The organism is Citrobacter sp. RHBSTW-00671 (assembly GCF_014103415.1).
GTDB lineage: Bacteria > Pseudomonadota > Gammaproteobacteria > Enterobacterales > Enterobacteriaceae > Citrobacter.
Genome location: NZ_JABXPR010000001.1, coordinates 3,398,004 through 3,419,228, shown reverse-complemented (window position 1 = coordinate 3,419,228; position 21,225 = coordinate 3,398,004). Strand labels below are relative to the sequence as shown.

Here is a 21,225-nt window from a genome sequence, read left to right as displayed (position 1 = left end):
ATATTGATTAAACCGTGATGTTATATTATAACATTTCACTCGCAAATGATTTGAGGGTGAAATTTTGGCTATGCATGTGGAAAAATTGGCAGTCGCTCTGGGGATGCTTTTTGTTAGTAGTCAGGTACTGGCGCATGGTCACCATTCCCATGGTGCACCAATGACCGAAATAGAACAAAAGGCGGCTGAAGGCGTTTTTGATGACAAAAATGTGCAGAACCGTACGCTAGCCGACTGGGATGGCATGTGGCAGTCTGTCTATCCGTATCTGGTGAGTGGCGAACTGGATCCGGTATTCAAAAAGAAAGCCGAGAAAGACAAGAGCAAAACGGCAGAGCAGATTAAAGCCTATTACCGTAAGGGTTACGCGACCGATGTTGACACTATTGGTATTGAAAACGGCGTAATGGAGTTTCATACCGGTAAAAAGGTGGCAGCGTGTAAGTATGACTATGCCGGATATAAAATTTTGAACTATACGTCAGGTAAGAAAGGTGTGCGTTACCTGTTCGAGTGTAAAGACGCTGGCAGCGACGCGCCGAAATACGTGCAATTCAGCGATCACATTATTGCACCACGTAAGTCGAGCCACTTCCATATCTTTATGGGGAATACCTCGCAGGCTGCCCTGCTTGAAGAGATGGATAACTGGCCAACCTATTACCCGTATCAGCTTAAGGGCGAAGAGGTGGTGGATGAAATGTTGCACCACTAATCCCGACTGAAACTGTTCAATGAAACCCGCCGATGTTGGCGGGTTTCTGTGTATTACACTGACAGGAACATTATTTCCCGGATGTCAGCGTGTTGTAGCTGGTCATCAGGTTGCGATAGTCAGGAATATGGTTGGAGAACAACGTTCCCAGCCCTTCAATATCGTTGCGCCAGTCACGGTGTAACTCACAGGCCAGACCGAACCAGGTCATTAATTGCACGCCGGCAGATGACATACGATTCCACGCGGAATCACGGGTCAGCGGATTAAACGTACCGGATGCATCGGTGACCACAAACACGTCGAAACCGGCTTCAATGGCAGAAAGCGCAGGGAATGCGACGCAGACTTCGGTTACCACCCCAGCGATAATTAGCTGCTTTTTGCCTGTTGCTTTGATCGCGTTAACAAAATCTTCGTTATCCCAGGCATTAATCTGACCAGGACGTGCGATGTAAGGGGCATCCGGGAACAGTTCTTTCAGCTCAGGAACCAATGGACCGTTAGGACCGGTTTCAAAGCTGGTGGTCAGAATCGTCGGGAGTTTGAAATACTTCGCCAGATCGCCTAATGCCAGAACGTTGTTTTTAAACTTGTCTGGATCGATGTCACGGACCAGTGAAAGCAAACCCGTTTGGTGATCGACCAGTAGTACGGCAGCCTGATCTTTATCAAGACGTTTATAAGCAATAGTCATTTTTCTTTCTCCAGGTGATGAGAGGGTGCCTTGCGGGCTGAATCTACTGATAAACATTAGTGGCTAAACGGGGCATTGGGTAGGCGCAAAAGTGGGTTTCATCGTTGCAAATCTGGAACGAATAATGCTGTTGCAACCGGACTGAAACAGAATGCTATATTCTAAAGCTTCTCTTTCCATCCCCTGGCGCATTCGTTAGCATATTGTCTCGCAGCAAGTGCATGTGTTTTTTCAGGAAGAGGTTAACGTGTTCGCAGAGTATGGAGTTCTGAATTACTGGACGTATCTGGTGGGGGCTATTTTTATCGTGCTGGTACCGGGGCCAAATACGATATTTGTGCTGAAGAACAGCGTCGGTCGTGGAGTGAAGGGCGGTTATCTGGCAGCAAGCGGTGTGTTTATCGGTGATGCCGTATTGATGTTTTTGGCCTATGCCGGCGTAGCTGCGCTTATCAAAACGACGCCCGTATTGTTCAATATCGTTCGTTATCTCGGCGCGTTTTATCTGCTGTATCTCGGTGCGAAGATCCTGTATGCCACACTGAAATCGAAGGCCAGCGATGCTGCGCCAGAAGAAGTTCCGTTTGGCGCGATTTTCAAACGTGCATTAATTCTGAGTCTGACGAATCCTAAAGCCATTCTGTTTTATGTTTCGTTTTTCGTACAGTTTATTGATGTCAACGCGACTCACTCAGGGTTGTCGTTCTTTATTTTGGCGATGACGCTTGAAATAGTGAGCTTTTTCTATCTGAGCTTCCTTATTTTCTCCGGTGCGTTTGTGACACAGTATATTCGTACGAAGAAAAAACTGGCTAAAGTTGGGAATTCCCTCATTGGCTTGATCTTTGTCGGTTTTGCCGCGCGTCTGGCGACGCTTCAGTCGTAACGCTATTGGCCCGCTGTTGACGGCGGGCTTTCAGTATTAAGCTGTTTCCTTCATCGAAAGATGGGATGGTTATAACCAATAAATGGTATTTTAAATATATATTTTGAGGCGTACCCTGTTCATAGCAGCGATTCAGTAAGACTCGCTGGTTGTCGACTGGAAAAGGGAAGAAAAATGCTTCAAATTCCACAGAATCATATTCATACACGCTCAACGCCGTTCTGGAACAAAGAAACTGCACCTGCCGGAATTTTCGAACGCCACCTTGATAAGGGTACCCGTGCCGGGGTTTATCCTCGACTTTCTGTGATGCAGGGGGCGGTCAAATATCTCGGATTTGCAGATGAACACAGCCCGGAACCTGAAGAGGTGATGATTATCGAAGCCGGTCAGTTCGGCGTTTTTCCACCGGAGAAATGGCATAACATCGAAGTGATGACCGACGACACCTACTTTAATATCGACTTTTTCGTGGCGCCCGAAGTGTTGATGGAGAGCGCAAATCAACGAAAAGTTGTGCGTACCGGCAAGGAGTAAATCATGGGTAAAGCAACCTACACCGTTACAGTCACCAATAACAGCAATGGCGTGTCTGTCGATTATGAAACTGAAGCGCCGATGACGCTGTTGATTCCGGATGTGGCCGCTGAAGTGGTTAAAGACCTGGTCAATACGGTTCGTTCATACGATACCGAGAATGAGCACGAAGTCTGCGGCTGGTAGGGTTTTCATCTCTGCTATTGCTTGATTGCATTCATTTTAAAATTAAAACCGCATCGCGCGTTGACGGCTCGATGCGTTTTTTTTATTCATGATGCGTAGTTTGTGCGTTCATTTTCTGTAAAAAAGTTTTCTTAAGAAAACCTTAAGAAGATCGCATAGATTGCTAATGGCTTAAAATTCGCTGGGGTTATGATCGGCTGTCTTTCATTTAACAGAACATCGTGCTTATGAAACTTGATACCCGATTAACATTCCCAACACTCCTGCTGGGGCTGGTCACTGCGGTGATCCCGTTTACTGCCAACTTGAATCTCCCCTTGTTAAACGGCGGTGTCGTCAGATGGATTGAAAATGGTCAGGCGCTTTGGTTGTTTTTTGGTGCCGTGTTTACTTTCTGCTACATCCGGCCTTTTTCGCGTCCTGATGGCGAGAAGCAATTTTGGCTGTGGGCCGCGCTGTGGTGGTTAGTTTTGCTGGGACGAAGCACCAGTTGGGGGCGCGATTATTTTCCCGATCAGCCCAGGTTGTTATTCAGGGCTATCTCTGTTGTATTAATCGCCATGATTATCTTGCCGGTAGTGATTTCAGCGAACCTGCGCCGGGATATCGTCAATCGCTTGCGCAATGAGCCGCTACCGCTCTGGTTGTTGGCGATCACCAGCTGTGCATTTTTGATCTCCGACACGGTCGAGCACCATCGTCTGCTGGCTCCCGTCTTTCTTCACAACGCACAGTATGGCGATCTGATTGAAGAACTGTACGAATTGCCGTTTATGGTTGGGCTATTTCTGATGAGTTTTAACTTTATGGCGCGGGATAAGCAGGCAGAAGATATGGCTATTGGGTTTAACGATCCGCAGTTGGCGAAGTAACGCAATGGCATTTGCCTGAGCCTGGAGGTACGACTCAGGCAAATGTGCAGGTTACTTACGCGATAGCCTCACACAGACGTGATTTCATCTCGCTGTAAGATTTCGCGGCATAGTTCTCCGCCCAACCTTGATCGGTGATGTGCTCAACATTGACGGCGCAATATTTGGTTTCCGGGGTTTTCGAGATGGGGTCCAGATTATCCTGGGTCAACTCATTACAGGCGCCAATCCACCATTGATAGGTCATGTACACGGTTCCGGGATTGATGCGTTCAGAGACATCAGCCCGACTGATAACCTTGCCACGACGCGAGCTCACCCAAACCAGATCGCGATGACGGATACCGAGGTTTTCCGCATCACGCGTACTGATCTGAACATAGCCCGGCTCATCGGCCAGGGCCTGCAATGCTGCACAGTTGCCGGTCATCGAGCGGCACGAATAGTGGCCGACTTCGCGCACGGTGCATAACACCATTGGGTACTTTTCATCAGGTACTTCTGCAGGAGCACGCCACTGTGCGGCAAACAATTTACCTTTGCCATTGGCGGTATCAAACTGGCTGTGTGCATACAGATAGGGCGTGCCTGGGTGATCAAGCTCCGGACATGGCCACTGAATGTGGCCCATGTCACCCATTTTTTCGTAAGTCACGCCGTAGAAGAGCGGGCATAGCTCGCGCATCTCATCCCAGATTTGCTGGTTATTTTGATACTGCATCGGATAGCCCATTGCGGTGGCCAGCAGACTGATGATTTCCCAGTCGCGTTTGACATCTCCCGTAGGCTCAATCGCCTGTTCAAACCGCTGGAATCCGCGGTCAGCGCAGGTAAAGACGCCGCCGTGTTCGCCCCACGATGTTGCGGGCAGGAGAACGTCGGCCATTTCTGCCGTCTTGGTCATGAAGATGTCTTGTACCACGATAAAATCGAGCGCGTTAAAGCCTTCACGGACCAGGCCCAGATCGGCCTCGGTTTGCAGCGGATCTTCACCCATGATGTAGTAGGCTTTGACTTTACCTTCGATGGCCAGATGGGGGACTTCGGTGATCCGGGTGCCGACCTTGTCATCCATCAGATTGACGTCAATACCCCAGGCGTTGGCAAACTTCTCTCTCACGGCGAAATCGGTAACGTCCTGATAGCCCGGGAACTGGTTCGGCAGTACGCCCATATCACACGCGCCCTGCACGTTATTTTGTCCGCGCACCGGGCCAACGCCGACATTAGGACGCCCCAGGTTTCCGGTCAGCAATGCCAGGCTCGACAGACCACGAACCACGTCAACCGCCTGGCCAAACTGGGTCACGCCCATTCCCCACATCACGGTTGCCGAGGGGGCGGAAGCGAAAGTACGCATCGCCTGACGAACCTGCTGTGCAGGCACACCCGTTAAATGTTCAACGGCTTCGGGCGCGTAATCCTTGACGGTTTCCCAGTAAGTTTCGAGGCCTTCGGCATGCTTTTGTACATACTCGCGATCATAAAGCTGCTCTTCGATAAGCACATGGCCAAACGCGTTGACCAGCGCCATGTTACACCCGTTTTTCAACTGCAGATGCTGGTCTGCAATTCGGGCCGTTTCAATGCGGCGGGGATCGCAGACAATGATTTTTGCCCCGTTCTGGCGAGCTTTGATCACCCGGCGTGCCACAATCGGGTGGGAATCGGCGCAATTATAGCCAAAGATGAGCAGACATTTTGAGTTTTCAATATCGCTAATTGAGTTACTCATCGCACCATTTCCCAGCGTTTCCTGCAGCCCGGCGACGGATGGACCGTGGCAGACGCGGGCGCAGCAATCGACATTGTTGGTGTTGAGTACGCCACGTGCGAATTTTTGCATCACGTAGTTGGTCTCATTCCCGGTTCCACGAGATGAACCCGTCGTCATGATGGCGCGAGGACCATAGGCATTTTTGATCCCGGATAAGCGTTTTGCGGTGTAGCGGATGGCTTCATCCCAACTGACGGGAGTGAATTTCCCACCTTTTTCATAGCGGATCATTGGTCGGGTCAGACGGGGAGTCAAAAGGCGAGTGTCGTTCAGAAAGTCCCAGCCATAGTAGCCTTTCAGACATAGCTGGTTTTGGTTCGTTACACCCTCAGCGGCTTCAGCGCGGATGATTTTGTTATTTTCAACAACAAGCTTGAGCTTGCACCCGGCCCCACAGTATGGGCAAACACTGGTGATTTTTTTCATCAATAACAGACCTGTTAAATGCTGAAATAGCGCGAATTGTAGACGGAGTCTCGCGAGAGTTTTCGCGGACTACGATTTGTCGTAGCGACGGGCTGTTAAAGCATAAACTGTGCCAGAATTGAAAATTCAGCAATGGCGGGGAGCGAAAGCAAAAATAGCATAATAATGACTGACGATTTGACACTAATGACGATAAACGTCAGTAAATATCACCGTTTTTGTGAGGTTTAACCTCATGAAACATCAGATAAAGATGAAAAATCAAAGTGACACTGATCACAAATTTTAATTTTTCGGCGCTATGCTATGCTTTTATATAACGAGTAAATCGTTCACGTAAAAACATAAGCGAGGAAAATAATGGGTATTATTTCATGGGTGATTTTTGGTCTTATCGCGGGGATTTTGGCAAAATGGATCATGCCGGGGAAAGATGGCGGCGGTTTCTTTATGACCATTATCTTAGGGGTAGTTGGTGCCGTCGTGGGCGGGTGGATCAGTACATTCTTTGGGTTTGGTAAAGTTGATGGTTTCAACTTCGGCAGCTTTGTCGTGGCAATTATCGGCGCGATTGTGGTGTTGTTTATCTACAGAAAAATCAAAAGCTAAGTAACGAATCAGCCAATAAAGGCCACATTTATGTGGCCTTTATTTTGGGTTACCACCAGCCCAGTTCCGTTCCCAGCACGACAATAATGGCCACGCCAATCATAATAAGCGTTGTTTTTTTCATCGTTATGCTCCTGGTGAGGCGTAGCCGCCAATAAAGAACCAGGACAGGAAAACGACAGCGGAAATGAAAATGATAACGGGGAAAATAATACCGAGTCGCATACGCTTATCTGCCAGAATAATTTTAAGACGATTAAGCATAACAGGGCTTAATGTACGACAAAAGCGGTTTTATCCTGACGTTTCTTATCCTGATACATCGCACTGTCTGCAAGATGAAGCGCACAGTTGACGTCTGTCTCCAGCGGGTCTATTTCCACAACGCCCAGACTGGCTCCCGGATAATACAAACAGATTCCACCCAGGTCATAGTCACCGCAAATGAGCTGCTGTAAGTGGTTTTTCACGCTTTGCAAACGAATACACGGCGACATTTCGTTTTCCACTGACAGGCTGGCGACTAAAAATTCATCACCGCCCAGACGACCAAGAATATCACTCTCACTGCATCCACGGCGTAAACGCTGGCCAATTTGGATCAAAAACTGGTCACCGACTTCGTGACCAAAACGATCGTTGATCAGTTTGAAATCATCTAAATCAATATAGGCGACAATAATTTTGTGTCTGAGGTGGCGAGCCAGCGAGAAGAGGGTTTCGATATTTTCAAATATTGCCCGACGGTTAGGTAGCCCGGTCAGAACGTCAGTGTAGGAGTGGGCTATCAGCGCAGCATTCGCTTCACGTAATTGAGCAACCAAAGATTCTTTCTGAATAGACTGCGCAATCAGGCCCGCGAACAGATGCAATACCTGCTCACCTCGTTCGCTTAGCGGCTGTTGCTGACGACTGGTGGCGCAGAGGGTGCCATAGAACGTGCCATCGGGCAGGTGGACTGGAGTACTCAGAAAGGTTGTGATCTCCAGTGCGCGTGCGGCGCTACATTCTGGCCAACGCGCGGGAACGTTATCGCTATACAGACAGTTTGCGTCTATTGCGCGCTTGCAGAGAGTCTCATCCCACGGCACCGACAGCCCTTCGGGGATCTGCATTTGCTTACTATTACGCGCATACAGAATATGCTGCAGACGCGCATCTAAATCGACCTTAGTAAGATAGGTCGACTCCATCTCAGTCACGACCTCCAGCATCTCCAGAAGTTGCCGAACCAGACTCTCAACAGACTGCTCCGTGGCTAATGATTGTGAGACTCGGGCGAGGATCATGTCTGACATGAGAGGCAAATACTCCAGAATGCTGATAAGTCCTGTATTGCCGGCATAATAGAACATCGGAGGGAAAGATGAAACACGCTATCCGGGTCAAAATGTAGACATGAGATTGAAACACGTCAGTAAAACATGGAGATAGATGGGGAGTCGGGGTACTCTTCCAGAGTAACGTTTTTAACAGGAGTGAATATGAAACTGGCCTCTATCGTTGTGCCCAGCATTTTGGCGCTGGCGGGGTGTTCCACATCACCTGAAGCACCCGTACCACCGAAAATTGGCATGGCGAACCCGGCATCCGTATATTGTGAGCAAAAGGGCGGCGTGCTGGTTGCGGTGCAGACACCGCAAGGCGTAAGGTCGGATTGCAAGCTACCCGGTGGTGAAGTTATTGATGAATGGGCGCTTTGGCGCAGAGATCATCCGGCAACGGGCAAATAGCCAGCTGTCACAATTGGCGTAGCCACTCAGCCAGAACCTGCGCATGATTTTGCTGCGTATCCTTCGCCGCATACAGCAGCGTTAACGGCTGTTGGCGGGCAATGTCCGCGAGTCGCTTGCCTTCCTGCTGTTGCTGGGCAAGTTCTGCGCGGTATTGCTCGGAAAAATGGGCAAAATCGATGACATCAGCGTGGAATGCCTTACGTAAATCAGACGAGGGCGTCAGCGCTTTATCCCACTCATTGAAAACAAGATCGGTTTTTTTCACTCCGCGTGGCCACAGTCTGTCGACCAGAACACGATAGCCATCACTTTTTTCTGCCGGGTCATACACGCGTTTACACTGAATATTCATCTCTTAATCCGCTCCGTTAAGCCACTGAACTCGTCTTCATTACGGTTAAATAAGATCGTAAAACGTGACCATTATAGCATTTTGGCCATATAGACTCTCAATTTAAGGGATTGTGATAACAACAAAAAATCGGTAGGCTGAGGCTCCTTATGTTGTCCCTCATTGTCTGGACATAAGGAAAGTTAATGGAAATTTCCCCTGTTAAAGATACGCTTCGCATTGCGCTGGTGGGCGATTACAGCCCCGATATTGTGGCGCACCAGGCCATTCCCCTTGCTATCGATGATGCTGCCGCCGTTCTGGAATTAGTGGCTGATTATGACTGGCTCACCACATCTGATATTAGTAGTGGTGAAGATTTAGTCGGCTATGATGCCATCTGGGTGGTGCCCGGCAGTCCTTACCAGCATCCGGAAGGCGCGCTGACGGCAATACGTTACGCACGCGAAAACAGTATTCCATTTTTGGGCACTTGTGGCGGCTTTCAGCATGCCATTCTTGAGTATGCTCGCAATGTGCTGGGCTGGCGTGATGCCGCGCATGCGGAAACAGAGACCACGGGTCGTATGGTGATTGCACCGCTGACCTGCTCGTTGGTCGAAAAGACGGATAATATTGAACTGCGTGCGAATACGCTGATCGCCAGAGCCTACGGACGGGATGTCATTACAGAGGGATATCACTGTAACTATGGCGTGTCGGACGCTTTTGCCGCTGAGCTTGAAAGCGGCGATCTGCGAGTGACGGGCTGGGATGACGCGGGTGACGTTCGCGCTATTGAACTGGTGACACATCCGTTTTATGTCGGGACGCTTTTTCAGCACGAACGAGGGGCGCTGGCAGGAAAGCCTGTACCGCTCGTCCAGGCACTGCTGCGCGCGGCCAGAGGATAACAACTGGGCAGGTTGGGTTTTTGCCTGCCCGGTGTATTACGCGCTGGCGATCTCTTTCTCGCGTCCTGCACAGACGCCAAACACGGCCATGATGAGAGCGAGCAGCGCGACGCCAACCAGCGGGATATGCCAGCTATTGTTAAGATCGTGAATTTTCCCCATCATCGGCGGCCCACACGCGGCCAGTAAATACCCGACAGATTGCGCCATGCCGGATAGCGCGGCGGCCTGGTGCGCAGAGCTTGCACGTAGCCCGATGAAGGTGAGGCCGAGGATCATCGTGGCACCGGAGCCAAAGCCAAACAGCACGGTCCACAGGGCCGCCTGCTCGGGCATGACAGCAAACCCGGCAGCGCCAACGGCGCACATTAACGAGACCAGTGCGGCGATAGTGCGCTGATCTTTAAACCGATACAGGACGAGGGGGATCAGTAGCCCGGGGGCTGCGGTCGCCAGTTGCAGCAAACCGTGCAGCGACCCCGCCTGTGCCTCGCTGTAGCCGTGACTGATCATAATGGCGGGTAGCCAGCCGATAATGACGTAATAAATAAGCGAGTTGATGCCCAAAAACAGCGTGACCTGCCAGGCGAGACTGGAGCGCCAGATTGCGCGGGAGTGCAACGCTCGCGAATTGCTGAGGCTGGCATTGGCCGTCTGGCGCCGCTGAGGTAACCAGATCAATAACGCCAGCAGCGGAAAGACCATTAACATCATCAGCGCGCCACGCCAGCCAAAGCCATGTAACGCCAGCGGCACGACTATTGCCGACCCCAGCGCTGCCGCAGCACCCATCGTTAACGAATACGCCCCGGTGAGCTTTGCCACATGCTGTGAAAAATCACGCTTAATGAGGCCCGGCAAAAGGACATTTCCCAGTGCGATGCCACAGCCAATGACTGCTGTTCCGCCAAACAGGGCTCCGGATGAAGGGAGGGAACGTATAGCAATACCCATACAGATCAGCAACATGGCGGCTAACAGGCTGCGCTCAATGCCCCAACGGCGAGCGACGGTTGCCGCCAGAGGCGACACCAGTGCAAAAGCAAGCAGTGGTAGCGTGGTCAGGAGGCCCGTCTGGGCGGTGGTCAGACCGTAGTCAGCGCGAATCGCGTCCAGCAAAGGGGCTGCGCCGGTAAACGTAACGCGTAGCGTGGTTGCGATCATCAGGATACCCGCAATTAACAGCGCACCGTTTTTACCGCGGGAAGAAGGGGAGTTAGTCATTTTTTTCTCATATCGTCAGGCGAGGCGTTACCTTAGCGTTTTTACTCTGTGGATGAATCAAGCTAAAATGACAGTTTATCGCTAAAATCGGACATTCTTATGTTTGGACTGAGGCTGGACGGGTATCAACCCGATCTTTATCACGATGCCGCCGTGGCTTTTTGTATTCAGGCTCAGGAAGACGAACTTTTCAGCCCACTGCATCAACACCGCAAAGGCCAGTTAATCCTGGCGATGCATGGCGCAATTACCTGCGAAGTGGAGAACGCCATGTGGATGGTGCCGCCGCAATATGCGGTGTGGATACCTGGTGAGATTCCGCACAGCAACCACGTTACCGTTGGCGCGCAATTGTGCTTTTTATTCATTGAACCTCATGCAGTGGTGATGCCGGATCGCTGTTGTACGCTGAAAATAGCGCCATTATGCCGGGAGCTTATTCTTGCGCTGGCGAGCAAAACGGATGCCCAGCTCTGTGAACCTGCCACTCAGCGGTTAACGCAGGTGTTGTTTGACGAACTGCCGCAGCAGCCGCAGGAGCAAATGCAGTTACCGGTATCCGATCATCCGAAAATTCGCAAGATGGTGGCGACGATGGCGCGGGAGCCTGCACAATGGCAAACACTGGGGCAGTGGGCCGACGTGTTTGCCATGAGTGAGCGTAACCTTGCCCGTCTGGTCGTCAAAGAAACGGGGCTCAGTTTTCGCCGCTGGCGCCATCAGCTGCAACTGATCCTGGCGCTGCAGGCACTGATCGACGGGCACAATGTACAGCAGGTTGCTCAAATGCTCGGCTATGATTCTACGACCGCGTTTATCACCATGTTCAAGAAAGGCCTGGGTCAAACGCCAGGCCGCTATCTGGCAGGGTTGACTACTGCTTCCCAACAATCAGCGACACCAGACCGGCCGCAATAAGCGGACCCACCGGCACGCCGCGAAAAAGGGCAACGCCCAATACAGTGCCCACCAGTAAACCGGCGACGAGTTGAGGTTGGCTACCCATCAGCGTGACGCCGCGTCCGCCAAGCCAGGAGACCACAACGCCGACGGCGATAGCGACCAGCGACTTCCAGTTTACAAAGGAGTGAATAAGCGTGGAGGGGGGCAGCGTGCCGCTGGCGATGGGCGCCATGACGCCGATCGTCAGAATAATAATCCCAACGGTAAGCCCCTGCTTTTCAATCCATGGGAAGAATGTATTCAGCGGAGTAACACGGACGATTATCAGCACCAGAATTGAAACGGCGACAGTGGTGTTGTGGCTGACAAAGCCCAGAGCTGCCAGTCCAAGCAGGATCAGCAGTGTGACATCAAACATCGTAGTTTCCTTGCCAAAAGAAAAAATAAGCCTGCTTACTGTACGCGTAAATGCGTGACGGAACAGGCTTTTTTATTGATTATTATTATTTTTAGGCGAACGCATAATATCGCGTTTTGATACTGATGTTATGGACTTGCTATTGTGCGCGATGGAATGGAATTAATTCAGGTTGCGCAATGCGCAAATAATCCTGGGTGTCCATGATCACGGATTTTTCCAGCAGTCCGGCATTGAACGCAATTTCATTAAAACGCTCAAACAACAGCGGATCGGCAACCAGCTTGAGTTTTGGATGGAAACTAAACGGTGGGATAGCGCCAAACACGCAGCCGGTCAGTTCATCCACTTCCGCCGGGCTGGCAAGTGATGCGCGTAAACCGCCGATATGTCCGGCAAGCTGGTTCAGGTCAGCCTGTTGGTCAGCCGGGAGAATAGCCAGTACATGCTGATTAACGCCGTTGCCTTTTACTTTACAGACGAGGGCTTTTGCCCCCTGACCGAGCGCTGTACCGCGAATTTCCGAGACAGCTTCACACTTGCCAACGGCTTCATGGCTGACCACACGATACGTTGCGCCTTGTTCTGACAACAGTGAAATTAAACGCTGGTGCGTCACGTTGCCTTTATTTACATCTGTCATTTCTTACTCCTGGTACTACGATGAACATCCTGACGAATACACTATCACTCACGGTGGTGTTTTTTCTGTTTGTTCCGATAGAGCTGCACATCTGATGCCTTATAGGCGTCATCAATGGTGTCGTTTGGCTGCATGTTATAAATCCCCGCGGAAAAACTGACAGAGGTATCCGGAGCTATAGTGTGTAATTTTTCGCGAATACGATCCAGTAGTTGGGCGGTGAATTCAGGGGCATAATCGACAAGGATAATACAAAACTCATCTCCGCCGAGACGGATGGCATAGTCGCTTTTGCGAATAGAGGCCTGAATAGCGTTGGCCAGAATGGTGATAATGCGGTCGCCTTCCTGGTGCCCGAGCGTGTCATTAATTGTCTTTAACTTGTCGCAATCAATAGCAATAAAAGTTACGCAGGTTCCGGCGTTGACCAACTGCTGCAAACGCTGCTCAAGCGTGGGCGTTAATATTTTGCGGTTATAAAGCCCGGTCATCGCGTCACTGATATTTTCGCGTGTGACGTTGTGATACAAACGAAAATGCATCCTGACCATGTTCAGTAACAGTGCCGTTGCCAGTAAATAGAAGGCAAATAACTTCCAGGAAGACACAATAAAGTACATAAAATCAAGCGATAATGTGATGCGCATTCCGCCAGGAAGGTCATTAATATAATGAACATACTGAAACAAATCGCTCTCACTTTGGTGAATGATAATCTCTTTACCTGAGTTGATATCAGATAAGGTCACATTGAGATAATGCCAGACGAGGGGGCGGTCGTTGGTATAAAATATGTTCTTTAAATTGTCTTTGTTAACATCCACCATGACGACGCCTTTTAGCTTGCCGGTATAGTAGACCGGGGTCAAAAAGCTCATCACTTTCTCCTGGGTGAGATCGTCCTGATAAATACTGGAAATGACGGTTCGACCAGTAAAAACATCATCAATATCGTTCTGGTTTATTCCCAGCGTACCTTTCTGCAAAAAGGACCAGTGATTCATGGTAAATTGATATGAATTTACCAGGTTATAGAAATAGATGTAGTCGTTTTTCAGGTCAATGTAATAGCGAAACTTGTATTCCATGGTGCCTAATCCCTGACCGTAATCTACCCGTTCACGATTTGCGTTTACGGCCTGATCGAAGGCGGGGAGCAGGAAGATATCGTCAAGTTGTTCAATACAACTCGGAGAGTGGGTCTGTAACGTACCGCGTAACGGAAGATAATCATGGGTAGTGAGATTGAATCCATGGATGCCGTTAACGGTTTCGAAAGCGGTGCACAGCGCTTTTCGTTGTTCGATTGTGATGGGCTTTTTCGGCGATGAAAACTGGCGCATCATATGGGCAGCAATACTCTGATTGGTATATTTATCATAGAGAAAGGATGAATCTGCTTTCTCTATGATGTAGCGCATATACGCGCTCATTGCCCGATCGCTGGCAACAAGTTCATAAACCAAAAAAGAAGATGTCAAAACAATAACGCTTACGGAGATAAAGTGCCGGAGCGCTTTATGATGCAATTTCATAATGATTTACAACCCTGTAAGTCAGATGCATCAGTCTATCACACGGCATACATTCACTCTAACAGTACGGAAAATCCCGCAGAATTGCGCATTATTTGTAATAAAAATCATTCGTGCTCTTCACCTTTAACCTCTATTGTTGTATTTATAATGCAACTTATAAAAAAGGAGACCGGCGAATGAGCGCGACTGAAAAAGCGGGCCATACATTTTTAGCCAGCCTGGGAAAAACCCGCCTGCGTCCAGGCGGAGTTGAAGCGACAGAATGGTTGTTCCGGCAGTCCCAACTGACGCCTGGCAGCCAGGTCCTTGAAGTTGCCTGTAATATGGCGACGACGGCCATCGAACTGGTACAGCGCTTTGGATGTACGGTCTATGCCATTGATATGGATAAAAATGCGCTGAACAAGGCCAGAAGTAATGTGGCGCACAACGGACTGGAAAATCACATTCATGTCATGGCGGCAAACGCCAATACGCTGCCTTTTGCGGATAACAGCTTCGACGTTGTGATTAATGAAGCCATGCTGACGATGTATGCAGACAAAGCTAAAGCGAAACTGATTGCGGAATATCATCGGGTGCTGAAACCCGGTGGACGTTTGTTGACCCACGACATTATGTTCACAGCGCAAAAACTGGAAGAAGGCGAACAATATCAGTTGGTTCAGGTGGTGAAATCAAACGTCAGTCCGCTAACCAAACAAGGATGGAGTGACCTGTTGATGAGTGCGGGGTTTGAACAGGTCATGCAACAGAATGGCAAAATGTCGTTGATGTCACCGCGCGGATTAATTCGCGATGAAGGAGTAAAGGGCGCGATTAAAATTGCGTTTAACGGTATGCGAACGTATGAAAATCGTCGCCGATTCTTGAAAATGTTTCGTTTTTTCCACTCGCAACGTCACCAACTAAACTACATTGCCTGCTGTTCCATCAAAGGAAAATAAAAAGGATAAACGGATGAATATTGATAAAATGAAAAGTCAGCATGTTGATATTCTGGAGAAAATATCATTCTTGCGTAAACTAAGCCTCGCTGGCGTTTCAGCCAATGCTCAGGAAATCGCTACTGCCATTGTGAGCATGAGTGCGATCATTAAAACGCATTTATCTGCTGAAGATCAGTTTCTTTATCCGCATATTGAACAAGATGGTAATAACGCACTTCGGCAAGTCAGCACAAAATTCAAACGCGAAATGGCGGATATTGTTAACGAATATGAGGTTTTCTCCCGCCGCTGGAATATTGCCAGTAAGTTGATGGGGAATGATGACGCGTTCAGACGCGATGCCAACATCGTTTTGCGTAAAGTATATGAGCGTATGCAACGGGAAAATAAAGACTTCTACCCGCTGGTGGAAAGAATGTAGCGTCATTCTATGTATGAACGGAACGCACTGAACCCGGCAAGAAAAAATCAGCCAGAGATGAAAAACTGGCTGATTTTTTACGTTATTAAGCGCTAACTATTGCTGGTAGCACTTTGCTTATGGAACAGCTCGCGGAATACCGGATAAATATCATCCTGGTCGCGGATATGCTGCATCGCAAAGTTATCAAAGGTAGATTGCAGATGCTCATACTCGCGCCACAGGGTCTGGTGTGCGCGCCGGGTGATTTCAATATAGCTATAATATCGCACCACCGGCAGCAGCTTTTTCGCCAGGATTTCATGACACAATGGTGAATCATCTGCCCAGTTATCGCCATCCGATGCCTGAGCGGCATAGATATTCCACTGGGCAGGGTTGTAGCGATCTTTTACCACTTCATCCATTAACTTCAGGGCGCTGGAAACTATGGTTCCCCCCGTTTCCTGAGAGTAGAAGAACTCGTGTTCATCGACCTCTTTTGCCTGAGTATGATGGCGAATATAGACCACCTCCACGTTCTTGTAAGTGCGGCTTAAGAACAGATACAGCAGGATATAAAAACGTTTTGCCATATCTTTAGTCGACTGATCCATTGAGCCAGAGACATCCATCAGGCAGAACATCACAGCCTGGCTGGAAGGATCGGGTCGTTTCTCATAATTCTTGTAGCGCAAATCAAAAGTATCAATAAACGGTACGCGTTCGATTTTTGCCCGTAATTCAGCAATTTCTTTGCGTAATCGTTCTTCTTCCAGCAACTGCGCAGGTTCACTTTTGGCGATGGTTTCCAGATCGGCCTCAAGCGCATGCAGTTCACGACGTTTACCCGCCGTCATTGCTGTGCGACGCGCCAGTGAGTTCTGCAAGGAGCGCACCACGCTGATATTGGCGGGCACGCCGTTGGAGGTAAATCCTGCACGGTGCGTTTTAAACTCCGTTAACTGACGCTGCTGATTCTGCTTCAGGTTTGGGAGCGCTAAATCTTCGAACAGCAGATCAAGATATTCATCTTTAGATATCTGAAAGACGAACTCATCCTGCCCCTCTCCATCCTGACAGGCCTGGCCTTGTCCGCTTCCTGAGCCGCCGCCGCCCCCCTGCGGACGTTCGATACGGTCATTCTGTACAAAATGATCGTTACCCGGATGCACGCGATGACGCAGGCCACCGCGCCCCTGATGAAACATCGGTTCGCTAATATCATCGGTCGGAATAGAGACAGATTCGCCGCTATCTACATCGGTCACCGAACGCTTGTTAATGGCCTCGGAGATCGACTGTTTAATTTGCGATTTATAACGGCGCAAGAAGCGTTGGCGGTTTACCGTGCTCTTGTTCTTGCCGTTAAGACGCCGGTCAATAAACCAGGTCATATGCCCCCCGTACTGCCAACTGTTCGCCATGTCTGTAAGTGCCGGATGGCGCTGGCGCTATCCGGCCTACGGAATATTGTTTTGCAGGCCCGGTAAGCGCAGGCGCCACCGGGCACTTATGTTAAGACGATTTACGTACGCGCAAATACCATTCGCACAGTAAACGCACCTGTTTACGCGTGTAGCCTTTTTCCATCATACGGTCGACAAAATCGTCGTGTTTTTTCTGCTCGTCAGTCGAGGTTTTCGCGTTAAACGAAATGACCGGCAGCAGCTCCTCGGTATTCGAGAACATTTTCTTCTCAATAACCGTGCGCAGTTTTTCGTAACTGGTCCAGTTTGGATTACGACCGCTGTTGTTTGCTCTGGCACGCAGAACAAAGTTGACGATCTCGTTACGGAAATCTTTCGGGTTGCTGATACCTGCCGGTTTTTCAATTTTCTCCAGTTCGGCGTTCAGTGACTCGCGATCGAACAGCTGGCCGGTATCCGGGTCGCGATACTCCTGATCCTGAATCCAAAAATCCGCATAGGTTACATAACGGTCAAAAATGTTCTGTCCATATTCGGAATAGGATTCGAGATAAGCCGTCTGGATCTCTTTGCCAATAAACTCGGCGTATTTCGGGATCAAATAGCCTTTCAGGAACTCGAGATAACGTTCTGCCTGCTCCTGCGGGAATTGCTCGCGCTCGATTTGCTGCTCAAGCACATAGAACAGATGCACGGGGTTTGCCGCGACTTCGGCATGGTCAAAGTTAAATACGCGGGAGAGGATCTTAAACGCGAAACGCGTGGACAGACCGTTCATCCCCTCATCAACTCCGGCGTAATCCCGGTACTCCTGATACGATTTTGCTTTAGGATCGGTATCCTTCAGGCTTTCACCGTCATAAACGCGCATCTTTGAATATATGCTCGAGTTTTCAGGTTCTTTCAGACGCGAAAGAATCGTGAAGCGAGAGAGCGTTTCCAGCGTGCCCGGTGCGCAAGGCGCATGAGTCAACTCACTGTGGTTAAGCAGTTTTTCGTAGATCTTGATCTCTTCAGAGATACGTAAGCAATACGGGACCTTCACGATGTATACACGGTCGAGGAAGGCTTCGTTATTTTTGTTGTTACGGAACGTCACCCATTCAGATTCGTTCGAGTGGGCGAGAATAATCCCGTTAAACGGCAGGGCAGAGATACCTTCTGTCCCGTTGTAGTTTCCTTCCTGGGTTGCAGTCAGCAGAGGATGCAGCACTTTAATCGGTGCTTTAAACATCTCTACGAATTCCATAATCCCCTGGTTGGAGCGGCACAACGCACCTGAGTAGCCGTAGGCATCAGGATCGTTCTGTGCATGGTGTTCGAGTTTACGAATATCCACTTTCCCGACCAGAGCGGAAATGTCCTGGTTGTTTTCATCACCAGGCTCGGTTTTAGCGATGGCGATTTGCTCCAGAATAGACGGCCAGACTTTGACGACACGGAATTTAGTGATGTCCCCGCCGAAATCATGCAAACGCTTCGCAGCCCACGGCGACATGATCGTACCGAGATAGCGACGCGGGACCCCATACTCTTTTTCCAGGATCTGTGCGTCTTCCTGCGGATTAAACAGGCATAACGGATGATCGTTAACCGGGCTACGTTCACCATTGGCGCTGAGGACATAAATGGGCACTCTTTGCATCAGCGACTTCAGTCGCTCTGCAAGCGATGATTTCCCCCCTCCCACCGGTCCCAGCAGATAGAGGATCTGCTTCTTCTCTTCCAGCCCCTGAGCCGCATGCTTCAGATAAGAGACAATCTGTTCAATCGCGTCTTCCATGCCGTAAAACTCTTCAAAAGCGGGATAACGTGCAATCACCCGATTCGAAAAGAGTCGAGAAAGTCGAGGTTCGTGGGCAGTGTCAACCATGACAGGCTCACCAATAGCCATTAATAGCCGCTCTGCCGCGTTGGCATAAGCACTGCGATCTTGCCGACAAGTGGTAAGAAACTCCTGCAGCGTGAACTCTTCGTCCTTGGCAGCTTCATAACGCTGGCGATAGTGATCGAATATATTCATGGTATGCCGTCCTTTCGTTTTTTAGCACATGTTAAGAGCCGTTCATATGAATAGTAGAGGCCCCTGAAGAGGTAAACTGAACGACGTCGCTGCTGAAGAAATAAGCAACTCTCATGCCATTTCGATGGTCAGGAGATCAACGTATTCGGTGATACACCTTCTAAATTTAAGCGTAGATGGCATTTGCAAAACTTGCCTGCACGCGCAAATGAATTTCAATGGCATATCAATAACTCATCAGCAAAAAAAGCACATGTTATGTAAAGAAATGGGGCTGAATTCATGTGCTGTTCACCGTACTGCAAGCAAAATGTCATCACTCGTTGAGAAATTAGGGGTTTACATTGGGCAGGTAATACGTAAAATAGTTGGGCTGAAGCGTATTGGCGGTTACACTTTCGTCGCTAAACATTTGAATAAGGAATTATGGATTGTGACCAAACTCAAACTTCTGGCACTTGGCGTGCTCATTGCCACGTCCGCGAGCGTCGCACAAGCAGAAAGCAACCTGACGCTGGGCGCAGGCGTTGGTGTGGTTGAACACCCTTACAAAAACTACGATAGTGACGTTTACCCGGTCCCTGTTGTGACCTATGAAAGTGACAACTTCTGGTTCCGTGGTCTGGGCGGCGGATACTACCTGTGGAATGACAATACAGATAAATTATCTGTGATGGCGTACTGGTCGCCACTGTACTTCAAGCCGGGCGACAGCGACGATAGCCGTCTGCGCAATCTTGATAAGCGTAAGAGCACCATGATGGCCGGGCTTTCTTACGTGCATAACACGCAATATGGTTTCCTGCGTACCAGCCTCGCGGGAGACGCACTGGATAACAGTAATGGTATCGTATGGGATCTGGCATGGCTGTACCGTTATACCAACGGGGGCCTGACGCTGACACCGGGGATTGGTGTTGAGTGGAACAGTGAAAACCAGAACCAGTACTACTATGGTGTATCGCGCCACGAATCGTCTCGCAGTGGTTTACGCAGCTACGATCCTGAAAGCAGCTGGAATCCGTACCTTGAACTCAGCGCCAACTATAATTTCTTAGGCGACTGGAGCGTGTACGGTACTGCGCGTTACACCCGTTTGTCTGATGAAGTGACAGACAGCCCGATGGTAGACAAATCCTGGACGGGTCTGATCTCAACGGGTATCACCTATAAGTTCTGATGCATTTCCAATGCTGAACATGAGCCCGCGTTATGCGGGTTTTTTTATGACTGACGGGAATGAATGTTGATCTAAAGCATGAGAATTCACGATTTCTGCTGATTCTGCCTTATGCGCTGCTGCAACGAATAATTAACGTGTTTTACCTGGTGTAGTTACCAAAAAGGAACGTATTATTTAATTAGTCTGATATCGATTTTCTTCCAGAGTAAGAAATACAGGTGTCTCAGAATCCATCATCGTTAGCGACTAACAAAATCTACTGCGGCAATATACTGAAAATGCACTGTTTTATTATGACGCCTGGATCTCAATTAACCTTGCATGGCGTGTTGCAAATATCTGACAACTATTTTGATTGTCTAACTTAACAATGAAAGTCATCTTTCATGTGAAAAGTAAAAAACAAAGCGTTTAATTTTTATTTTACATCCTTTAGGTAATTATCTGAAAAAATTAAAATTGACATTAAATATTCTATTGCAGATATTACTCAAACTTAAAAAGTAGCGAGAGTAATTCTTCCTTGCAGAAATATAATCTGCGATGAAGGTTTTTTGAGAATAAACCTGGTATAGATAATGAAAAAGTTAATCATGATAGCTGTGATGGGCGGGGTTCTGGCGGGTTGTTCTACCGAGGCCTCTCGCATGAATGACTGTGAGAACAAGGGCATTAGTCGGGACGCATGCTACGTTGCTGAGCAGAATCGTCAGGCTACAATTAATGCTGCAGCGGAAAAACAGGCTATGGAAAATGCACAGAGCCTGTACAGCACAAATGATGGTAACTCCAGTCATCATCATAATCACAATAAATATTAAGGTTTT

24 protein-coding genes and 1 pseudogene are annotated in these 21,225 nt (G+C 49.1%); 13 read left to right on the top strand and 12 right to left on the bottom strand.

Going from position 1 to position 21,225, the window contains the following annotated elements:
• Positions 1-70 precede the first annotated feature (70 nt).
• Complete coding sequence (zinT, locus tag HV261_RS16450) at positions 71-715, top strand: metal-binding protein ZinT (protein ID WP_202038865.1); 645 nt, start codon at positions 71-73, stop codon at positions 713-715.
• A gap of 70 nt (positions 716-785) precedes the next feature.
• On the opposite strand, the gene ycaC is transcribed toward zinT, so the two are convergent.
• The gene (gene ycaC, locus HV261_RS16445; RefSeq protein WP_005120379.1) at positions 786-1,412 is read right to left on the bottom strand and encodes an isochorismate family cysteine hydrolase YcaC; all 627 of its coding nucleotides are present in this window, start codon (positions 1,410-1,412) and stop codon (positions 786-788) included.
• Between the two features lie 247 nt (positions 1,413-1,659).
• Between ycaC and leuE the strand changes: the two genes are divergently transcribed.
• The 4 genes from leuE to HV261_RS16425 all read left to right on the top strand — a co-directional run bounded on the left by leuE (position 1,660) and on the right by HV261_RS16425 (position 3,893).
• The gene (gene leuE / locus HV261_RS16440) at positions 1,660-2,298 is read left to right on the top strand and encodes a leucine efflux protein LeuE (RefSeq protein WP_048212597.1); all 639 of its coding nucleotides are present in this window, start codon (positions 1,660-1,662) and stop codon (positions 2,296-2,298) included.
• A 174-nt stretch (positions 2,299-2,472) separates the two neighbouring features.
• Positions 2,473-2,835 (top strand): DUF1971 domain-containing protein YeaR, encoded by a 363-nt coding sequence (gene yeaR, locus HV261_RS16435; RefSeq protein WP_045441926.1) that lies wholly within the window; start codon positions 2,473-2,475, stop codon positions 2,833-2,835.
• Between the two features lie 3 nt (positions 2,836-2,838).
• The gene (locus HV261_RS16430; RefSeq protein ID WP_003030733.1) at positions 2,839-3,021 is read left to right on the top strand and encodes a DUF1869 domain-containing protein; all 183 of its coding nucleotides are present in this window, start codon (positions 2,839-2,841) and stop codon (positions 3,019-3,021) included.
• Positions 3,022-3,248: 227 nt separating this feature from the next.
• The gene (locus HV261_RS16425; protein WP_202038864.1) at positions 3,249-3,893 is read left to right on the top strand and encodes a hypothetical protein; all 645 of its coding nucleotides are present in this window, start codon (positions 3,249-3,251) and stop codon (positions 3,891-3,893) included.
• Positions 3,894-3,948: 55 nt separating this feature from the next.
• Here HV261_RS16425 and fdhF read toward each other — a convergent pair whose 3' ends face one another.
• Positions 3,949-6,096 (bottom strand): formate dehydrogenase subunit alpha, encoded by a 2,148-nt coding sequence (gene fdhF / locus HV261_RS16420; RefSeq protein ID WP_202038863.1) that lies wholly within the window; start codon positions 6,094-6,096, stop codon positions 3,949-3,951.
• A 360-nt stretch (positions 6,097-6,456) separates the two neighbouring features.
• Here fdhF and HV261_RS16415 point away from each other — a divergent pair, with 360 nt between their 5' ends.
• Positions 6,457-6,705 carry a GlsB/YeaQ/YmgE family stress response membrane protein gene (locus HV261_RS16415; RefSeq protein ID WP_137382921.1) on the top strand — a complete coding sequence of 83 codons (249 nt, stop codon included), beginning with the start codon at positions 6,457-6,459 and terminating at the stop codon, positions 6,703-6,705.
• 49 nt (positions 6,706-6,754) lie between these two features.
• On the opposite strand, the gene yoaJ is transcribed toward HV261_RS16415, so the two are convergent.
• Genes yoaJ through HV261_RS16400 form a run of 3 tightly spaced genes read right to left on the bottom strand, consistent with a single transcriptional unit; the run spans position 6,755 to position 8,003 of the window.
• The gene (gene yoaJ, locus HV261_RS16410; protein WP_099530266.1) at positions 6,755-6,829 is read right to left on the bottom strand and encodes a protein YoaJ; all 75 of its coding nucleotides are present in this window, start codon (positions 6,827-6,829) and stop codon (positions 6,755-6,757) included.
• 2 nt (positions 6,830-6,831) lie between these two features.
• Positions 6,832-6,930, bottom strand: a complete 99-nt coding sequence (locus HV261_RS16405) for a YoaK family small membrane protein (RefSeq protein WP_086523648.1) — start codon at positions 6,928-6,930, stop codon at positions 6,832-6,834.
• Positions 6,931-6,977: 47 nt separating this feature from the next.
• Positions 6,978-8,003 carry a sensor domain-containing diguanylate cyclase gene (locus tag HV261_RS16400; protein ID WP_202038862.1) on the bottom strand — a complete coding sequence of 342 codons (1,026 nt, stop codon included), beginning with the start codon at positions 8,001-8,003 and terminating at the stop codon, positions 6,978-6,980.
• A gap of 186 nt (positions 8,004-8,189) precedes the next feature.
• Between HV261_RS16400 and HV261_RS16395 the strand changes: the two genes are divergently transcribed.
• Entirely contained in the window at positions 8,190-8,438 is a 249-nt protein-coding gene (locus tag HV261_RS16395) for a putative hemolysin (RefSeq protein WP_202038861.1), read from the top strand.
• Positions 8,439-8,445: 7 nt separating this feature from the next.
• Here the strand turns inward: HV261_RS16395 and HV261_RS16390 are convergent, their stop codons facing one another.
• Positions 8,446-8,793, bottom strand: coding sequence for a DUF488 domain-containing protein (locus tag HV261_RS16390; RefSeq protein ID WP_202038860.1), 348 nt, complete (start codon positions 8,791-8,793; stop codon positions 8,446-8,448).
• A 185-nt stretch (positions 8,794-8,978) separates the two neighbouring features.
• Between HV261_RS16390 and HV261_RS16385 the strand changes: the two genes are divergently transcribed.
• Positions 8,979-9,686: a CTP synthase C-terminal region-related (seleno)protein gene (locus HV261_RS16385; RefSeq protein ID WP_202038859.1), complete on the top strand. Its 708-nt coding sequence runs from the start codon at positions 8,979-8,981 to the stop codon at positions 9,684-9,686.
• 36 nt (positions 9,687-9,722) lie between these two features.
• Here HV261_RS16385 and HV261_RS16380 read toward each other — a convergent pair whose 3' ends face one another.
• Positions 9,723-10,910, bottom strand: coding sequence for a CynX/NimT family MFS transporter (locus HV261_RS16380; RefSeq protein WP_202038858.1), 1,188 nt, complete (start codon positions 10,908-10,910; stop codon positions 9,723-9,725).
• Positions 10,911-11,009: 99 nt separating this feature from the next.
• On the opposite strand from HV261_RS16380, the pseudogene HV261_RS16375 reads away from it, so the two are divergent.
• Positions 11,010-11,802: pseudogene (locus tag HV261_RS16375) on the top strand (AraC family transcriptional regulator); the annotation flags it as partial.
• Here HV261_RS16375 and HV261_RS16370 read toward each other — a convergent pair.
• The 3 genes from HV261_RS16370 to dgcJ all read right to left on the bottom strand — a co-directional run bounded on the left by HV261_RS16370 (position 11,785) and on the right by dgcJ (position 14,409).
• Positions 11,785-12,231: a DUF441 domain-containing protein gene (locus HV261_RS16370; RefSeq protein ID WP_042308914.1), complete on the bottom strand. Its 447-nt coding sequence runs from the start codon at positions 12,229-12,231 to the stop codon at positions 11,785-11,787. The pseudogene HV261_RS16375 and the gene HV261_RS16370 sit on opposite strands and share 18 nt — an antisense overlap.
• Positions 12,232-12,370: 139 nt before the next feature.
• Positions 12,371-12,874 carry a YbaK/prolyl-tRNA synthetase associated domain-containing protein gene (locus tag HV261_RS16365; RefSeq protein ID WP_202038856.1) on the bottom strand — a complete coding sequence of 168 codons (504 nt, stop codon included), beginning with the start codon at positions 12,872-12,874 and terminating at the stop codon, positions 12,371-12,373.
• A gap of 44 nt (positions 12,875-12,918) precedes the next feature.
• On the bottom strand, positions 12,919-14,409 hold the full coding sequence (gene dgcJ, locus HV261_RS16360) for a diguanylate cyclase DgcJ (RefSeq protein WP_202038855.1): 1,491 nt from the start codon (positions 14,407-14,409) through the stop codon (positions 12,919-12,921).
• Between the two features lie 179 nt (positions 14,410-14,588).
• On the opposite strand from dgcJ, the gene HV261_RS16355 reads away from it, so the two are divergent.
• Positions 14,589-15,359, top strand: a complete 771-nt coding sequence (locus HV261_RS16355) for a class I SAM-dependent methyltransferase (RefSeq protein ID WP_202038854.1) — start codon at positions 14,589-14,591, stop codon at positions 15,357-15,359.
• A gap of 13 nt (positions 15,360-15,372) precedes the next feature.
• Positions 15,373-15,783, top strand: a complete 411-nt coding sequence (locus HV261_RS16350) for a hemerythrin domain-containing protein (protein ID WP_202038853.1) — start codon at positions 15,373-15,375, stop codon at positions 15,781-15,783.
• 92 nt (positions 15,784-15,875) lie between these two features.
• Here HV261_RS16350 and HV261_RS16345 read toward each other — a convergent pair whose 3' ends face one another.
• Both HV261_RS16345 and yeaG read right to left on the bottom strand, forming a co-directional pair.
• Positions 15,876-17,159: a YeaH/YhbH family protein gene (locus HV261_RS16345; protein WP_202038852.1), complete on the bottom strand. Its 1,284-nt coding sequence runs from the start codon at positions 17,157-17,159 to the stop codon at positions 15,876-15,878.
• A 121-nt stretch (positions 17,160-17,280) separates the two neighbouring features.
• Positions 17,281-19,215: a protein kinase YeaG gene (yeaG, locus tag HV261_RS16340; RefSeq protein WP_137383440.1), complete on the bottom strand. Its 1,935-nt coding sequence runs from the start codon at positions 19,213-19,215 to the stop codon at positions 17,281-17,283.
• Between the two features lie 433 nt (positions 19,216-19,648).
• Here yeaG and HV261_RS16335 point away from each other — a divergent pair, with 433 nt between their 5' ends.
• Together HV261_RS16335 and HV261_RS16330 are read left to right on the top strand one after the other, a co-directional pair.
• Entirely contained in the window at positions 19,649-20,395 is a 747-nt protein-coding gene (locus tag HV261_RS16335) for a MipA/OmpV family protein (RefSeq protein WP_048212595.1), read from the top strand.
• Between the two features lie 581 nt (positions 20,396-20,976).
• Positions 20,977-21,219 carry a hypothetical protein gene (locus HV261_RS16330; protein WP_326929155.1) on the top strand — a complete coding sequence of 81 codons (243 nt, stop codon included), beginning with the start codon at positions 20,977-20,979 and terminating at the stop codon, positions 21,217-21,219.
• Positions 21,220-21,225: the final 6 nt, after the last annotated feature.

What these genes read in the sequence shown, in the direction of transcription:
- yeaG (WP_137383440.1), bottom strand. Translation starts at nt 19,215, where the DNA reads ATGAATATATTCGATCACTATCGCCAGCGTTATGAAGCTGCCAAGGAC.
- fdhF (WP_202038863.1), bottom strand. Translation starts at nt 6,096, where the DNA reads ATGAAAAAAATCACCAGTGTTTGCCCATACTGTGGGGCCGGGTGCAAG.
- HV261_RS16345 (WP_202038852.1), bottom strand. Translation starts at nt 17,159, where the DNA reads ATGACCTGGTTTATTGACCGGCGTCTTAACGGCAAGAACAAGAGCACG.
- HV261_RS16395 (WP_202038861.1), top strand. Translation starts at nt 8,190, where the DNA reads ATGAAACTGGCCTCTATCGTTGTGCCCAGCATTTTGGCGCTGGCGGGG.
- zinT (WP_202038865.1), top strand. Translation starts at nt 71, where the DNA reads ATGCATGTGGAAAAATTGGCAGTCGCTCTGGGGATGCTTTTTGTTAGT.
- HV261_RS16400 (WP_202038862.1), bottom strand. Translation starts at nt 8,003, where the DNA reads ATGTCAGACATGATCCTCGCCCGAGTCTCACAATCATTAGCCACGGAG.
- HV261_RS16390 (WP_202038860.1), bottom strand. Translation starts at nt 8,793, where the DNA reads ATGAATATTCAGTGTAAACGCGTGTATGACCCGGCAGAAAAAAGTGAT.
- HV261_RS16330 (WP_326929155.1), top strand. Translation starts at nt 20,977, where the DNA reads ATGAAAAAGTTAATCATGATAGCTGTGATGGGCGGGGTTCTGGCGGGT.
- HV261_RS16405 (WP_086523648.1), bottom strand. Translation starts at nt 6,930, where the DNA reads ATGCGACTCGGTATTATTTTCCCCGTTATCATTTTCATTTCCGCTGTC.
- HV261_RS16350 (WP_202038853.1), top strand. Translation starts at nt 15,373, where the DNA reads ATGAATATTGATAAAATGAAAAGTCAGCATGTTGATATTCTGGAGAAA.
- HV261_RS16430 (WP_003030733.1), top strand. Translation starts at nt 2,839, where the DNA reads ATGGGTAAAGCAACCTACACCGTTACAGTCACCAATAACAGCAATGGC.
- yeaR (WP_045441926.1), top strand. Translation starts at nt 2,473, where the DNA reads ATGCTTCAAATTCCACAGAATCATATTCATACACGCTCAACGCCGTTC.
- ycaC (WP_005120379.1), bottom strand. Translation starts at nt 1,412, where the DNA reads ATGACTATTGCTTATAAACGTCTTGATAAAGATCAGGCTGCCGTACTA.
- HV261_RS16355 (WP_202038854.1), top strand. Translation starts at nt 14,589, where the DNA reads ATGAGCGCGACTGAAAAAGCGGGCCATACATTTTTAGCCAGCCTGGGA.
- dgcJ (WP_202038855.1), bottom strand. Translation starts at nt 14,409, where the DNA reads ATGAAATTGCATCATAAAGCGCTCCGGCACTTTATCTCCGTAAGCGTT.
- HV261_RS16415 (WP_137382921.1), top strand. Translation starts at nt 6,457, where the DNA reads ATGGGTATTATTTCATGGGTGATTTTTGGTCTTATCGCGGGGATTTTG.
- HV261_RS16365 (WP_202038856.1), bottom strand. Translation starts at nt 12,874, where the DNA reads ATGACAGATGTAAATAAAGGCAACGTGACGCACCAGCGTTTAATTTCA.
- HV261_RS16380 (WP_202038858.1), bottom strand. Translation starts at nt 10,910, where the DNA reads ATGACTAACTCCCCTTCTTCCCGCGGTAAAAACGGTGCGCTGTTAATT.
- HV261_RS16425 (WP_202038864.1), top strand. Translation starts at nt 3,249, where the DNA reads ATGAAACTTGATACCCGATTAACATTCCCAACACTCCTGCTGGGGCTG.
- HV261_RS16385 (WP_202038859.1), top strand. Translation starts at nt 8,979, where the DNA reads ATGGAAATTTCCCCTGTTAAAGATACGCTTCGCATTGCGCTGGTGGGC.
- HV261_RS16370 (WP_042308914.1), bottom strand. Translation starts at nt 12,231, where the DNA reads ATGTTTGATGTCACACTGCTGATCCTGCTTGGACTGGCAGCTCTGGGC.